The sequence below is a fragment of the Mycobacterium sp. NGS40 genome (assembly GCF_059812735.1).
The window spans coordinates 122,737-138,307 of the sequence record NZ_JCALDG010000001.1; the positions used below are offsets into that span (position 1 = coordinate 122,737).

The following is a 15,571-nucleotide window of genomic DNA, read 5'->3' on the forward strand; positions in this document are numbered from 1 at the left end:
CCTACTGCCGGTAGGCGGTCAGGAAGTTACCCAGCCGCTCGATCGCCGCCGACAGGTCGCGTGCCCACGGCAGGGTCACGATGCGCAGGTGATCCGGGGCCGGCCAGTTGAAGCCGGTGCCCTGACCTACCAGGATCTTCTCCTGCAGCAGCAGGTCCAGCACCAGCTGTTCGTCGTCCTCGATGTCGTAGACCTCGGGGTCAAGCCGCGGAAACGCGTACAGCGCGCCATCCGGCTTCACACAGGACACCCCGGGGATCTGGTTGAGCTTGGTCCACGCGACATCGCGTTGCTCGAGCAGTCGGCCGCCGGGCAGCACCAGGTCGTCGATGCTCTGGTAGCCGCCGAGGGCGACCTGGATCGCATGCTGGGCGGGCACGTTCGGGCACAGCCGCATGTTGGCCAGCAGGCTGATTCCCTCGATGAAGCTGCTGGCGTGATCCTTGGGCCCGGTGATCGCGAGCCAGCCGGCCCGGTACCCGGCCACCCGGTAAGCCTTCGACAGGCCGTTGAAGGTCAGGCACAGCAGGTCCGGCGCCAGCGTGGCCAGGCTGATGTGCTTGGCGTCGCCGTAGAGGATCTTGTCGTAGATCTCGTCGGCCAGCAGCAGCAGTTGGTGCTTACGCGCCAGCGCGACGATCTGGGTGAGGATTTCGCGGCTGTAAACGGCGCCGGTGGGATTGTTCGGGTTGATCACGACCAGCGCCTTGGTGCGCTCGGTGATCTTCGACTCCATGTCGGCGATGTCGGGCTGCCAGCCCTGGGTCTCGTCGCACAGGTAGTGCACCGGCGTGCCCCCGGCCAGCGACGTCGACGCCGTCCACAACGGGTAGTCGGGCGAGGGAATCAGCACCTGATCGCCGTTGTCGAGCAGGGCCTGCAGTGTCATCGTGATCAGCTCGGAGCACCCGTTGCCCAGGAAGACGTCGTCGACGTCGAATCGCGGGAAACCGTCTACCAGCTCGTAGCGGGTGACCACCGCGCGCCGGGCCGGCAGGATGCCCTGCGAATCCGAGTAACCCTGCGCGTAGGGCAGCGCCTGGATCATGTCGCGCATGATCACGTCGGGCGCGTCGAAGCCGAACGGTGCCGGGTTGCCGATGTTGAGCTTGAGGATGCGGTGGCCCTCGGCCTCCAGACGCGCGGCATGCTGGTGCACCGGGCCGCGGATTTCGTACAGAACGTCCTGAAGCTTGGACGACTGCGCGAAGATCCGCTGCCGGTGGTGGCCGGGGCTGTGCACGGGCACCTGGTGAGTGGTCACGTCACCAATGGTGCCATCGGCGTCCACCGATTTTTGCTGATAGAGCCCAATCTGTGATCAGCGCTTCCCCGGGGGGCGGGCCCCGCGTGCGATCCCGAGCCCCTTGACAGGGGCTGCCGGGGGCGCCGCGTCACCGTTGGTGTCCTCGGACGGCTCCGGCTCCGGCTCGGGTTTAGCGTCGGCCTTTTGCTCGGCGGGTGCGGGGGCCTCTGCCTTCGCTTCGGCGGCCGGGGCCGCGGCCTTCTTGGCGCCTGGTCGCTTGGCCCCTGCGGCGATGCCCAGGCCCTTGACGGGCGCGGCCGGCGCCTTAGGCTCTGAGGGCTCTGAGGCCTCAGAGGCCTCGGCCTTTGGTTCGGCGGCCGGCGCGCTCTCCGGCTCGGCTTCGGTCGCCGGGGCCGCAGCGGCCGGGGCGGCTTTCTTGGCACCCGGCTTTCGGGCGCCGGCGGCCATGCCGAGCCCCTTGACGGGTGCGGCCGGTGCCTTGGCCTCGGCGGCGTCGGCCTTTTCCTCGGCCGCGGCTGCCGAGGCGGCCGGGGCGGCTTTCTTCGCGCCCGGCTTTCGGGCGCCGGCAGCCATGCCCAGGCCCTTGGCGGGAGCGGCTTCCGTCTTGGCCTCCGCAGCCGGTTCCTCTGCTGCCGGGGCCGCGGACTTCTTGGCACCGGGACGCTTGGCACCGCCGGCGATCCCCAGCCCCTTCGCCGGCGCCGCGGCCTTGGCCGGCTGCTCGGGCTCGGCGGCCGCGGGCTCTTGGGCCTCCGCGGGCGCCTCCTTCGCCGGTGCCGTCGCGGCGGGAGCAGCGGCCGTGGGCTCAGCCTTGGCGGCCCGCTTCTCTGCTTCCTTTGCGGCCGTGCCCTTCTCCGGCAGCGTGGCCTTGTCGTACTCGAGGGACCCGAGCAGAATCTGCGCCACGTCGAGCACCTCGACCCCGCTGCGGCCGGCCTCCTCCTGTCGGTCGTTGACACCGTCGGTGACCATCACGCGGCAGAACGGGCAGCCGGTCGCGATCGTCGCGGCGTTGGTGGCCAGCGCTTCGTCGACGCGCTCGTGGTTGATGCGCTTGCCGATGTGCTCTTCCATCCACATGCGCGCACCACCCGCGCCGCAGCAGAAGCTGCGGTCGGAGTTGCGCGGCATCTCGGTGAGATTCGCCCCGGCGAAGCCGATCAGCTCGCGCGGCGCCTCGTACACCTTGTTGTGACGGCCCAGGTAGCACGGGTCGTGATACGTAATGTCTTGCGAGACAGGCGTTACCGGCACCAGCTTCTTGTCGCGCACCAACCGGTTCAGCAGCTGGGTGTGGTGCAGCACGCTGTAGTTGGCGCCCAGCTGGCGGTATTCCCTGCCGATGGTGTTGAAGCAGTGCGGGCAGGTGACGACGATCTTGCGGTCGACGGTCTCCACGCCCTCGAAGACCCCGTCCAGCGTCTCGACGGCTTGGGCGGCCAGCTGCTGGAACAGGAACTCGTTTCCGGACCGGCGCGCGGAGTCACCGTTGCAGGACTCCCCGGTGCCCAGCACCATGAACTTCACCCCGGCGATGGCCAGCAGCTCGGCGACAGCCTTTGTGGTCTTCTTGGCCTTGTCGTCGTAGGCGCCGGCGCAACCCACCCAGAACAGGTACTCGTAGCCGTCGAAGCTCTCGACGTCCTCGCCGTAGACCGGGACGTCGAAGTCGACCTCGTCGATCCAGTTGGTCCGGTCGCCGGCGTTCTGGCCCCACGGGTTGCCCTTGGTCTCCAGGTTCTTGAACAGCACCGACAGCTCGGACGGGAACTCCGACTCCATCATCACCTGGTAGCGGCGCATGTCGATGATGTGATCGACGTGCTCGATGTCCACCGGGCACTGTTCGACGCAGGCGCCACAGGACACGCACGACCACAGCACGTCGGGATCGATCACACCGCCCTGCTCGGCGGTGCCGACCAGCGGGCGCGCCACCTGCTCGGGTCCGTGGCCGGGAACCCGGCCGAAGCCGGACTCCGGAACGTGGTGGCCTTCTTCTTCGACCGTCTCGAGGTCCAGACCTTCCATCGGCTCGGCGGTCTTCTCACCCAGGATGTAGGGCGCCTTGGCCATCCAGTGATCGCGCAGATCCATGATGACGAGCTTGGGCGACAACGGCTTTCCGGTATTCCAGGCCGGGCACTGCGACTGGCAGCGCCCACACTCGGTACAGGTGGCGAAGTCGAGGTTCGCCTTCCAGGTGAAGTCCTCGATCTTGCCGCGACCGAAAACGTCGTCCTCGCCCGGATCTTCGAAGTTGATCGGCTTGCCGCCGGATTCCATCGGCAGCAGCGGACCGAGGCCGTCGGGCAGGCGTTTGAAGGTGACGTTGATCGGGGCCAGGAAGATGTGCAGATGCTTGGAGTGCAGCACGATGATCAAGAAGAACAGCGCCACGGCGATGTGAGTCAGCAGCGCGAAGGTCTCGATCCATTCGTTCGCGGTCACGCCCAGTGGTTGCATGAGCGCACCCATGGCGTGGGAGAAGAACGCACCCCGACCGTAGGGGAAGTTGCCGGTGACGACAGAGGCGCCGCGGAAGATCGCGAAGCTGATGATGACCAGTGAGATCATGAACAGAATCAGCCAGGCGCCACCGGTGTGGGAGCCGTAGAAACGCGATGAACGGCCGTGTTCCTTTGGCTCACTTCGCAATCTGATGATCGCGAACGTGATGATGCCGGCCAGCACGGCGAGCGCGATGAAGTCCTGCAAGAAACCCAGTGCATCCCAGCGGCCGACGATCGGGATGTGGAAGTTGGGTTGGAACAGCGTGCCGTACGCCTCGATGTACACCGTGATGAGGATGAAGAAGCCCCACATGGTGAAGAAGTGCGCAAGGCCGGGGATCGACCACTTCAGCAGCTTGCGCTGACCGAACACCTCGGCGATCTGCGTCCAGATGCGGGTGCCGACGTTGTCGGTGCGACCGCTCACCGGCTGCCCGGACATGATCAGTCGATACAGCCACCAGACGCGTTTGAGTGCGAACAACGCCACGACCGCGGTCAGGCCCAGCCCCAACACCAATCTGATGATCGTCTGCGTGGTCACCGAAGGTCTCTCCCCATTGCATCGTCGCTCAACGAAAATTCGTTCGATCTTTGCTAGCTCATAGTGACATCTGGGCTGCTACCGACGCGAGAAAGGTTGCCCTAACTGCGACTCCCGAAAGCCTTTGACCTGCGGCTTAGCCTTCCGGGGTGAGCATGGCACGTAACATAGACAACATCTCCGAGCGTGAGCCGGCGCCCAGCCGACGGCGAATACGGGCCACGTGATGCTCGACGGTCTTCGCCGAAATGAAGAGTTGGGCGCCGATGTCGCGGTATGGCATGCCCAGCAAGAGGAGTTCGGCGACTTCGCGTTCGCGCTGTGACAGCGGTGATCCCGAGGTGGGCTGATGGGAGGGCGACGAAGCCGCGCCGTCCGGCTCGTCGCCGGTCAACCCGGTGGGCAGGCCGCCCGGGTCCGCGCCCAACTTGAGATCTCGGGCCAGCTGCAGCATCGCGCCGGACACCCTGCCGTCGGGTGTTTGCAGCGCGGCCTGCCCGGCCAGCCGAGTCGCGTCGGACGTCAGCCCGACATGCGCCAGCGCCCGCGCGGACGCGGTGACTTCGTCGGCGTCGACCTGGTTGGCCAGGACCCGTAACCAGGTGCGGCCGGAATTCGACAGGGCCTGCGCCAGGGTGCTGGATCCGGCCGACGCTCCTAGGGCTTGCCCATGCGGGGCGACCAAATCGGGTGCGTTGGCCAGGATTCCCGCGTGCACGCCGGCCCAGTGCAGTGGGATTGACCACAAGATCGGGTTGCCCAGCGACTCCAGCAGGGTAAACGCCTGTTCCAGGGCGTGGCGTAGCTGATCGACCTGGCGTATCCGGGCAGCGCCCACCCACAACTCGCCCAACGGCAGCAGCGCGAACAGGTCGATGGAGTACTCGGACAGCACCTCCATGCCTGCGTACCAATGCTTTTGAAGTGCACCGGTGTCACCGCTGCGACGCGCGATCGCCGTCTGCAGGGCCGCTGCCCACAATGCGTCGCGCCGGTGTAAGCCGGTCGAACCGACCGCCGTGACGTCCGCACTGGCCGACGGCAGCTGCCCGTCCTGCATCTTGATCCAGCCGGACAGCAAGGTGTGCCGAGGCGCGAAGAGTGCGTCGCCGTCGGTGCGCACGGCGCGGCCGATCACGCTGCGGGCACGGACCGGATCGCCGCCGTGGATCGCGGCCAGGGTTAGCAGTGCCGCCGGACTGTCCGGAATCACTTCGCTCGCAGTCTGTTCGGCCGCGATCGCCTGGCCCAGTTTCGCGATCGCGGCCGGATACGGGTGGTCCATCGTCAGCAGTAGTCCCTCGGCCAGGCTGCGCGCCGTGCGGGCGGCGATCGTCGGTGGGCCGGCGTCCTTGAGGCGCAACGCGGCACGCGCCGTCACCAGATCACCGGTCGAGGCGAGCGTAATCGCGGCCGCCGCGGCAACCACCGCGTCCGGGTGCGGGCCCAGCCAGCTGAACAATTCCGCTGCCTGATTCGCGTTGCCCTCGTGGGCTGCAATGCTGGCCGAAATCCGAACCGCTGCAGCGCGTTCGGCTGAATCAGGTGAGCTCAGCAGCGCGTCGGCCAGTGCTGCCGCGGCGGCGCAGTCTCCGTTGAGGGCCAGCGCGTCGGCGACCCGAGATGTCAGCCCTGCGGCTCCGGCTGCAACGGCTGCCTGGTAAAGCCTTGCGGCCCTGGCGGATACGCCGCGCGATGCCGCGGCGTGCTCTGCGAGGATGGCCGCCAGCCGGTCGTCTTTGAGCCCGTGCTCGGCGAGCCGCAACGCGAACGGCAGCGAAACCGTCGACATGTCCAGTTGTGAACGCAGCAGCGCGGTTTCGACCTCGCGGTGGTGGGCATTGCCGACGATCTGGGTGATCGCGGCGTGGACCAGCTGGAGGAATTCGGGGGAGTGTGAGGGCTCAATCAGCCCGCTGGCGCGGGCCCGATCGACCGTCCGACGTGCATCTGCCGCTGAAATACCCAGTGCCGCAGCCACATCGGCTGGTCCTAGCTCTTGGGTCAGCGACATGATGAGAAGCGTGTCCAGGTCCGGTTCGTCGAGCCGACGCAATCGCGCGATCAGCGCGAAGGTCGCTGCCTGGGCCGGTGTGTCGGTGCCCTGGGACGTCGCGTGCACCAGAAACGGGAGTCCCGCAGTACACCCCAGCAGGCCTTCGTCGACGGGAAGGGGGCCCAGCGATATCGGCGGTCGATCCCGTTCCATCGCCACGGTCAGTTCCCGCAGGCGCTCCTGCGGCTCGGCGGCCACCACCACGGTGGCCCGCGGGTCGGCGACGCAGTCGGTGAGGCTGAGCAGTTCGGGCTCGGTCAGCAGGTGAGCGTCGTCGATCACCAGCGCGGCGTCGGGCGAATCGCCGGCCTGGGGTGGCCGGGTGAGCACGGTCAGTCCGGCACCCCGCAGCGCGTCGCGGGCGGCGGCCAGGGCGGTCGTCTTGCCGGCCCCGATGCCGCCACGGATCATGAGCTTCACCGGCTTTGTCGACGCGTCGGCCACGGCCCGGACGACCTGTTCGAGCATCGGGGAGTCGCTCATGTCGCGTCCCCCTAATCGGTGCTGCACTGGTGGTCAGGAGCAGTTTTTCCACCATAGCCCCACGAACCCCCGTATCCGGGGAGTCATCCCCGTAGCCACGCGATTCCCCTACAGTGCCACCCCCTAATGCTCTCGGGCGCCTGGTGGGTTGTGCACCGATCACAGCACTGGGTCGGACGGATAGCATCGTGGTAATTGACTGGGCGGTCCCTGTAAATGCCGCCGGCAAGGGCAACGAACGGCGAGGAGGTGTGCCCGATGGCAAACTCGTTGCTCGACTTCGTGATCTCGCTGGTCCGCGACCCTGATGCTGCGGCGCGTTACGCGGCCAATCCCGCGCAGTCCATCGCGGAGGCCCACCTTACCGATGTGACCAGCGCCGATGTGAATAATTTGATTCCGATGGTGACGGATTCGCTGTCGATGGGCACTCCCGCCGGTCCCGCCTCGGGCGTGCCCGCCCCCGATCACGGGAATGTCTGGGCAAGCGGTGCGGCCGCGGCCGCCCTGGATGCTTTCACGCCGCACACCCCCACTGGGATGGTCGATTCGCATGGCCCGGCGAGCAGCGTGATCCATCCGCCGTCGATTCCCGCACCCGTCGAGGCGCCGGTCGATCCGCGGCCCTTCGGCATTGAGTCTCCTGGGGCATCGGTGCAGCTCGCAGGCTCTGAAACACCGGATAACCCGGTCGATCACGGGGCATTCCCGGCGCACGACCTGAGCCTGTGGGATCACCAGGTCACCCACCCGCACCCCGGCGAGCCGGAGCACCACGACTTTGGCCTGCACGGCTGATCCTTCGCCGCCGCGGTCGCATCCTTGCCGTTCTGAGCTGCGCTAACGCTGTCCGATAGGGGCCTCTTGGGTGCTGCGTCGGGGTTGTGGCGCACATCCCCTAATCCCCTAACGCTCCGCCCCCACGGATCCCGGTGAGGCACCGATCGCCTGGGGGATCCGTCCCCGATTCCGAGGAGGGGCGGAATCCATAGCGTGTATTGCAGAACGCCGGTCGATCCGGCGCAGGGGATGTGAAGGGGAATCAATCATGGACCGGCTGATCCAATACATCATGGGTTTGTTTGGCAACCCGGACGCCGCCCGCGCTTTCGTTGCGGGCCCCGGGCAGGCCATGACCGACGCAGGCCTGGTCAACGTGGCTCCGGAGGAGTTCTCCTCCGCGGTGGCCAGCGCTCTTCCTGGTGTGCCCCTTGGCGCGGGCGACCCGATCGGTGGGTTGCAGCAAGTGCTGACCGACCAGTACGGCTTTGCCCCGGGTTATGACGGCTACGGCTACGACCAAGGCTACGGCGGCTACGACCCGGGCTACGGGTACGGTCCCGTCGGCCTTGTCGGCGAGGTTGCCCAGGGCGCGGGCGCGCTGGTGGGTGACGCAATTGCCCCTGTGGTCGACGGCGCCGACGCCGCTCTCGGTCTGGGAAGCGCGATCGTCGGCAATGTGGGTGGCGGACTGCTCGGCGCTGTCGACGCCGGACTCTACGGCGCCAGCTACGGCGGGTTCGGCCTGCAACCTGGCTGGGGCTTTGGTCCCGGCACCGGCGGGTTCGGTCCCGGTTTCGGACCTGGCTGGGGCGGCTTCGGTCCGGGCTGGGGCGAGCCGGGTTGGGGACATGGCTGGGGTGACGGGCGGCCTGGTTGGGGACATGGCTGGGGTGACCGGCCTGGCTGGGGACATGGCTGGGGTGACCGGCCTGGCTTCGGTGAATTCGGCCATGGCACCGGGTTCGGTACCGGCTTAGGGGGCGAGTTCGGTCTGGGTGGTGGGATCAATGCCGGCCTGGGTCTTGGTGGTGGCTTTGGCGGACACACGGGCTTCGGTCTTGGCGGCGGCGGCCTGACGGGCATCGGGTTGGGTGCGCAGACCGGATTCGGCGGCCGTGCGGGACTTAGTTTCGGCGGCGAGAACGGCCTTGGCCTCGGTGGTGGCTTCGGCGGACACACCGGCTTCGATTTGGCCAGTGAGGTCGGCCTGGGCGGTCGCACCGGTATCGGCGTCGGTGGTGAGGGCGGCTTTGGTGGTCACGCCGGCTTCGGTGAGGGTGTCGGCCTGCGGGCCGGTGGTGGAGTTGACGGTGGCGCTGGGTTTGGTGGTGGCGCGGGTCTTGCTGGTGAGGGCGGCTTTGGTGGCCGCACCGCCGTCGGTGCTGGTGCTGGATTCAACGGCAGTAGCGGATTTGGTGGCGACGCCGCCGGCCACGCCGGTGTCGGTCTGCGGGGTGAAGCCGGTGGTGGTTTCGGCGCGGGCGGTCAGATTGGCGGTGGCTTTGGCGCCGGTAGTCAGATCGGTGCCGGCCTCGGTGCGAGCGGACAGGCTGGGGGCGGCTTCGGTGCTGGCGCCGGCAGTCAGATCGGTGCTGGCCTCGGCGCTGGCGGTCAGGCTGGGGGCGGCTTTGGTGCTGGGGCTGGTAGCCAGATCGGTGGCGGCTTGGGCGCAGGCGGTCAGGCTGGTCTGGGCGGCGCGTTCGGTGCCGGCGGTGGACTGTCCGGCAGCAGCAACCTGGGCGGTCAAGCTGGTTTCGGCGGCCAGGCTGCTCTCGCGAGCCAGGCGAGTTTCGGTGCTGGCAGCCAGCTGGCGGGTGCCGGCAATGCGGGTGCACTCGCCGGTGCAGGCGGTAATGCAGCCCTCGGGGTAGGCGGCAACGCGGCCCTCGGCGCGAGCGGTCAGGCGGGGTTGATCGCTAGCGAGGGGGCCGCGCTCAACGGCGCCGCCACTCCCCACGTCGCCGGCCCGCTTGGGGGTGTCGGTGTCGGCGGTCAGGGTGGTGCCGCCGCGGCCGGCGGCGCTGGACTTGGTATCGGCGGCGCTCGCAGCACCGGCTCGTTGAGCGGTGAGGGCGGGTTGGGAGGCCACGCCTCACCGCAATCCGCGGCCGTTGCCGGTGGCGCCGGCCTGGGCAGTCACGCTGAAGTCGGGGGGACCGGCGGCGCTGGTCTGGGCGGCCACGCTGGAGCCGGCGGTGCCGCGGGGGCAGGCGTCGGCGGTGGCTTCCCGTCCGGCGGAGCCGGCGGCGGCATCAACGCGGGTGCCAGCGGTGGAGCCCACGGCGGCATCCTCGGCCAGGAGGGTGCGACGCTCGGTGGCGGCGGCGGTGTCGCCGGTGGTGGCGGCATCGGCGCTCACGGCCCGGCCGGGCCTGCTGGACAGGCCCCGGTAATTCAGGGCGGCGGCGGTGCGGCAGGCGGTGTCGGCGCTCACGTGACGCCGCCGTCGAACCCCGGCTCGGTCTTCCAGGGTGGAGGCTCGGGCGCTGCCGGCGGCCACGGCAGCGTGGGCGGACCGGTGATCCATGAGCCGGCGCAGCAGGCCCCGGTGCAGCACTCGCCGGCCCCGGCTCAGCATGCGCCGATCGAGCACTCGCCCGCGCCGGTGCAGCACTCGCCGGCCCCGGTGCAGCATTCGCCCGCGCCGGTGCAGCATTCACCGGCTCCGGTCGAGCACGCTCCGGCGCCGCACAGCCCATCGGTGTTCGAAGGCACTCCGCACGCTCCGGCTCCGGTGCACGAACCCGCGCCGGCACCGCACGCGTCGCCGTCGCACGTCGGCGGCCCGCACGGGTAACGCGCGCGGACCTAGCGAAACGGCGGGGATCTTTTGATCCCCGCCGATTCGCGCGCATACCGTAATCACAGATGCGAGAAAGTGGGGAACCGCGGTGACTCAAGCCAGTGATCCGAGGCGCGTCAGCGTGATCGTCGAGCTGATCGACCACACCATCGCAATCGCCGAACTCAACGACCGCGATGACCTCAAAGAGCGCCTCATGCGCGCCCGCGAACGCATCACCGACCCGCAGATCCGGGTGGTCATCGCCGGGCAACTGAAGCAGGGCAAGAGTCAGCTGCTCAACTCGTTACTCAACCTGCCGGTGGCGCGCGTCGGCGACGACGAGGCCACCGTGGTCATCACCGTCGTCAGCCATGGCGACCCGCCGTCGGCCCGGCTGATCGTGGCCGCGGGCCCCAACGGCGAGCCCGTGCCCGTCGACATCCCGATCGACGACATCAACACCGATCTGCGACGAGCGCCGCAAGCCGGCAACCGGGAAGTGCTGCGCGTCGAGATCGGCGCGCCCAGCCCGCTGCTGCAGGGCGGGCTGGCGTTCATCGACACCCCGGGTGTGGGCGGCCACGGGCAGCCACACTTGTCCGCCACGCTCGGACTGCTGCCCAACGCGGACGCACTGATCATGGTCAGCGACACCAGCCAGGAATTGACCGAGCCCGAGATGTGGTTCATCCGGCAGGCGCATCGGATCTGCCCGGTCGCAGTGCTGGCGGCCACCAAGACCGACCTCTATCCGCACTGGCGCGACATCGTCGACGCCAACACCGGGCACCTGCAGCGCGCCGGGGTGGTGATGCCGATCCTGCCGGTCTCGTCACTGCTGCGCAGCCACGCCGTCACGCAGAACGACACCGAACTCAACGAGGAATCCAACTTCCCGGCGGTCGTGAAGTTCCTCAGCGAGCGGGTGCTCTCCCGAGAGAGCGAGCGGGTGCGGGACGAGGTTCTGCGCGATATCCGTTCGGCAGCAGAACAATTGACGATGGCTGCGGGCTCAGAACTCGCGGTCGTCAACGACCCGGGGCTTCGTGACCGCCTCGCCGCCGACCTGGAGCGGCGCAAGCGTGACGCGCTGGACGCGCTGGAGCAGACCGCGCTGTGGCAGCAGGTGCTCAACGACGGCTTCACCGACCTGAGCACCGACGTCGATCACGACATGCGGGCCCGCTTCCGCGCGCTCACCGAGGACATCGAGCGACAGATCGATTCGTGTGACCCGACCCGGCATTGGGCCGAAATCGGCAGCGACGTCGAGGAAGCGGTGGCCACCGCCGTCGGGGACAACTTCGTCTGGGCGTACCAACGCGCCGAGGAGCTGGCCGACGACGTGGCGAATTCGTTCGCCGCGGCAGGGCTGGATTCGGTGCTGACGCCCGAGCTGAATCAACGCGCGATGGGCGAGGACTTCGGCCAGCTCAAGTCGGTATCCGACCTGGATTCCAAGCCGGCGGGCAAGGGCCAGAAGATGGTGAGCGGGCTGCGTGGTTCCTACGGCGGCGTGGTGATGATCGGCATGCTGTCCTCGGTGGCGGGGCTCGGCTTGTTCAACCCCTTGTCGGTGGGCGCCGGGCTGATCCTGGGCCGCATGGCCTACAAGGAGGACAAGGAGAACCGGCTGCTGCGGGCGCGCGCCGAGGCCAAGACGAACGTGCGGCGCTTCGTTGACGACGTCTCGTTCGTGGTGGGCAAGGAGTCTCGCGACAGGCTCAAAATCATCCACCGCACGCTGCGCGACCACTACCGCGACATCGCCAACGAGATCTCCCGTTCGCTCAACGAATCGCTGCAGTCCACCATCGCCGCGGCGCATGTGGAAGAGGCCGAACGCGAGAACAAGATCCGTGAACTCGAGCGGCAGTTGAATATCCTGAACCAGGTCACCGACAATGTGGACAAACTGATGCCCCAGGTGACCGTAGGACGGGTGTGAGCACTAGCGATCGAGTGCGTGCGATTTTGGGCGGGACCATCCAGGCTTACCGTGGTGAGCCGGCGTTCCGGAACCGACCGGAAGTCTTCTACGAACTGGACCGCATCGGCGCGCGGCTGAACGAGCCGATCCGCATCGCCCTGGCCGGCACGCTCAAGGCCGGAAAGTCCACTCTGCTCAATGCTTTGGTGGGTCAAGACATCGCCCCGACCGATGCCACCGAGGCCACCCGCATCGTTACCTGGTTCCGGCACGGTCCCACGCCGAAGGTCACCGCAAACCATTGGGGCGGAAGGCATTCCAACGTGCCGATCAGCCACAGCGCCGGGTTGACCTTCGACTTCCGGACACTCAACCCGGCCGACGTGGCCGATCTGGACGTCGAGTGGCCCGCCGAAGAGCTGGTGGAGACCACGATCATCGACACCCCGGGAACGTCGTCGCTGACGCGGGAGGCCTCGGATCGCACGCTGCGGCTGCTGGTGCCCCCCGACGGGGTGCCGCGGGTGGACGCGGTGGTCTTCCTGTTGCGCACCCTTAACGCCGCAGATATCGCCCTGCTCAAGCAGATTGGGCAACTCGTCGGCGGATCCGCGGGTGCCCTGGGCATCGTCGGTGTGGCATCCCGGGCCGACGAAATCGGTGCAGGCCGCATCGACGCGATGCTGTCGGCGGCCGACGTGGCGCAGCGGTTCACCAAGGAGATGAACGAGACCGGCATCTGCCAGGCCGTGGTGCCGGTCTCGGGGCTGTTGGCGCTGACCGCGCGCACGCTGCGGCAAAGCGAGTTCATCGCCCTGCAGAAGCTGGCCGCTGCCGACAAGACCGAACTGAGCAAGGCCATGTTGAGCGTGGACCGTTTCGTTCGTGTCGAGAGCCCGCTGCCCGTCGACGCGGCCACCCGCGCCCAGCTGCTGGACCGGTTCGGCATGTTCGGGCTGCGGATTTCCCTCGCGGTGTTGGCCACGGGTGTCGCCGACGCGGCGGGGCTGGCCGACGAATTACTCGAGCGCAGCGGGCTAATGACGCTGCGTGAGGTCATCGATCAGCAATTCGCGCAACGCTCCGACATGCTCAAGGCGCACACCGCGCTGGTGTCGTTGCGCCGGTTCGTGGAGGCGTTCCCGATCGTCGCGACGCCCTACGTCATCGCCGACATCGACCCGCTGCTGGCCGACACGCACGCATTCGAAGAACTTCGGCTTCTCAGCCAATTATCCTCTCGCCCAACATCTTTAAATGAAGAAGAGCTGGCGTCGCTGCGCCGGGTCATCGGGGGATCGGGCACCCGCCCGGCCAGCAGGCTAGGCCTGGACCCCGAGAATGCAGACCCCGGGGAGGGGCCGCGGGCCGCGTTCGCCGCGGCGCAGCGCTGGCGCCGCCGGGCCGAGCATCCGCTCAACGACCCATTCACCACCAAGGCGTGCCGTGCAGCGGTGCGCAGCGCCGAGGCGATGGTCGCCGAATTCGCCGCGCCCGGCGCCCGGCCTCAGTAGCGCCGCCACGGCCAGTGCGGCCTCTCCCGTTCGGTCGGCGGCGGCGGCGTAAAGGTGGTCGTGGGCGGCGGGGCCGTGGTGGTGCTCGGCGGCTGATAGGTCGTGGTAGGTGGCGCCTCGGTCGTGGTCGTTGTCACGGGTGGCGCCTCGGTGGTGGCGGTCGACGGCGGTGGCGGTGCCTGTGTCGTCGTCGTGGCCGGGTTGGTGTTCGACTCGGTGATCGTCACCGTCTGCTCCGGCGAGGGGGCAGTCGGTTGAGTAGGCGGGGTCTGTACCGGCGCGGGCTTCTCCTCGCCGAGCGTCAACGCCAGTATCACGGCCACCAGGATGGCCGCGGCCGCGGCAGCCAGGCTCAACACCACGGCGGGACGCTGGTACCACAGTGGCGGGGCGGGGTAAGGGCCGTCGTCGCCGTCCTCGAAATCCATTGCGTCGCGGACATATTGGCCGCTGTGCTCGGGACCGGTGTAGGGGACGGGATCTTCCTCGTCGTCGTCCTCCGACCACGCCAGCGGACGCTCTTCTTCGACCCGGGCATTCGGCATGACCTGGGTCATGTCGGCCGGCGCCGCGGCGGCCAATTGCGTCGGGTTCTCGGCGACGGGACTCGCCAGCGCGCTCGGGGAGGGATGTTGTTGACCGAAGACGGCGGCGCCGAGTGCGGCGGTGAGCCCGGGCTGCGGCGCGGTGCGCACCGGCACTCCGAGACGTTCGGAAAGGCGGGTGGCCAGCAGCGGGATGGCAGCGCCACCACCGACCGTGGCCACGGCGGTCAGGCTGGAGGTCGGAATTTCGTTGCGCCGCAGAATATTTTCGATGCCCGTTACGAATTCGTCCAGCGGACCGGAGATCAGTTCTTCAAACTCGTTGCGGGACAACTCGACATCCTCGCCGGTGACCGCGGGCAGTGTGGTCGTGGTCGCTGTCGACAGTTCTTCCTTGGCGCGGCGGCAGTGTTCGAGCAGGCGGGCCATCGAGCCCATCCGTGTCGTGCTGGCCACGCCGCCGCTGGTGTCGGCCGGAATGGCTTCACGCAGGTGATCGAGGATGAGCTCGTCGATCCCGTCGCCGGAGAATTCGGTGTACCGCACCGACGGCCCGATCTGCGCAAGGTCCGACCCGGCGTCGCTCAGCGTCACGGTGGTGCCGCCGGCGCCGAAGTCGCACAACGCGACGATGCCCGCGGTCGGAAAGTCGGGTTCGGCCCGCAGCGCGGTGAGTGCGGCGGTGGCATCGGAGATCAGCGCCGGCGGTACGCCGCCCGGCGCCAGGCCCGGCTGGGCGAAGAATTCCTCACGCAGGGCCGCGGCCTGCGCCGGCGACCAGTACGCGGGGACCGCGATCGTGACCGGTGTTCCGTAGTCGACGGTCCGGGCCATCGCCTCGAGCGCTTCGACCGTCAGCGCGTCGCCGAGGTACTTCGTCCCGTCGGCTGCCACCAGCGGAGTGCGGTCCCCGACCCGTTCGACGAACCCCCGCATCACCAGGCCGGCGTCGGCCGGATCCAGACTTTCCTCGGGCAGGCCGACTTCGGATGCCCGCTGGTCGAACAGGCTGAGCACGGATCTGCGAGTCACCACGTCACCACCGGCACGGGCCGCGACCAGGTTGGCCATCCCGATGGACAACCCAAGCGACTCGGACATCTGGCGTTCCCCTGTGCGTTGTCGTAAATGTGGCTGTGGGTTCCCGCGAG

At 68.4% G+C, this 15,571-nt stretch carries 10 protein-coding genes and 1 pseudogene; 5 read left to right on the plus strand and 6 right to left on the minus strand.

Features of this window, described 5'->3' with window-relative positions; genetic code table 11:
• Position 1: 1 nt before the first annotated feature.
• From AC5Y5O_RS00580 to iniR, 3 genes are all read right to left on the minus strand, one after another.
• Positions 2-1,291 (minus strand): pyridoxal phosphate-dependent aminotransferase, encoded by a 1,290-nt coding sequence (locus AC5Y5O_RS00580; protein ID WP_096284144.1) that lies wholly within the window; start codon positions 1,289-1,291, stop codon positions 2-4.
• A 30-nt stretch (positions 1,292-1,321) separates the two neighbouring features.
• The gene (locus AC5Y5O_RS00585) at positions 1,322-4,324 is read right to left on the minus strand and encodes a (Fe-S)-binding protein (protein WP_500023275.1); all 3,003 of its coding nucleotides are present in this window, start codon (positions 4,322-4,324) and stop codon (positions 1,322-1,324) included.
• 136 nt (positions 4,325-4,460) lie between these two features.
• Positions 4,461-6,863 (minus strand): isoniazid response ATPase/transcriptional regulator IniR, encoded by a 2,403-nt coding sequence (gene iniR / locus AC5Y5O_RS00590; RefSeq protein WP_096284148.1) that lies wholly within the window; start codon positions 6,861-6,863, stop codon positions 4,461-4,463.
• Positions 6,864-7,121: 258 nt separating this feature from the next.
• Here iniR and AC5Y5O_RS00595 point away from each other — a divergent pair, with 258 nt between their 5' ends.
• Both AC5Y5O_RS00595 and AC5Y5O_RS00600 read left to right on the plus strand, forming a co-directional pair.
• Positions 7,122-7,661, plus strand: coding sequence for an Rv0340 family IniB-related protein (locus AC5Y5O_RS00595; RefSeq protein ID WP_096290829.1), 540 nt, complete (start codon positions 7,122-7,124; stop codon positions 7,659-7,661).
• Positions 7,662-7,935: 274 nt separating this feature from the next.
• A pseudogene (locus AC5Y5O_RS00600) lies at positions 7,936-8,079 on the plus strand (IniB N-terminal domain-containing protein); the annotation flags it as partial.
• Between the two features lie 540 nt (positions 8,080-8,619).
• On the opposite strand, the gene AC5Y5O_RS00605 reads toward AC5Y5O_RS00600, so the two are convergent.
• Together AC5Y5O_RS00605 and AC5Y5O_RS00610 are read right to left on the minus strand one after the other, a co-directional pair.
• Positions 8,620-9,735 carry a hypothetical protein gene (locus AC5Y5O_RS00605; protein ID WP_500023766.1) on the minus strand — a complete coding sequence of 372 codons (1,116 nt, stop codon included), beginning with the start codon at positions 9,733-9,735 and terminating at the stop codon, positions 8,620-8,622.
• A gap of 3 nt (positions 9,736-9,738) precedes the next feature.
• Entirely contained in the window at positions 9,739-10,080 is a 342-nt protein-coding gene (locus AC5Y5O_RS00610; protein ID WP_500023768.1) for a hypothetical protein, read from the minus strand.
• On the opposite strand from AC5Y5O_RS00610, the gene AC5Y5O_RS00615 reads away from it, so the two are divergent.
• The 3 genes from AC5Y5O_RS00615 (at position 10,081) to AC5Y5O_RS00625 (ending at position 13,875) form a co-directional block, all read left to right on the plus strand.
• Positions 10,081-10,443, plus strand: a complete 363-nt coding sequence (locus AC5Y5O_RS00615; RefSeq protein WP_096284156.1) for a hypothetical protein — start codon at positions 10,081-10,083, stop codon at positions 10,441-10,443.
• A gap of 94 nt (positions 10,444-10,537) precedes the next feature.
• Positions 10,538-12,379: a dynamin family protein gene (locus AC5Y5O_RS00620; protein ID WP_500023278.1), complete on the plus strand. Its 1,842-nt coding sequence runs from the start codon at positions 10,538-10,540 to the stop codon at positions 12,377-12,379.
• Entirely contained in the window at positions 12,376-13,875 is a 1,500-nt protein-coding gene (locus AC5Y5O_RS00625) for a dynamin family protein (protein WP_500023280.1), read from the plus strand. Before AC5Y5O_RS00620 ends, AC5Y5O_RS00625 begins: the two co-directional genes overlap by 4 nt.
• Here AC5Y5O_RS00625 and AC5Y5O_RS00630 read toward each other — a convergent pair.
• Complete coding sequence (locus tag AC5Y5O_RS00630) at positions 13,869-15,521, minus strand: Hsp70 family protein (RefSeq protein WP_500023282.1); 1,653 nt, start codon at positions 15,519-15,521, stop codon at positions 13,869-13,871. The genes AC5Y5O_RS00625 and AC5Y5O_RS00630 overlap by 7 nt on opposite strands.
• Positions 15,522-15,571 lie beyond the last annotated feature (50 nt).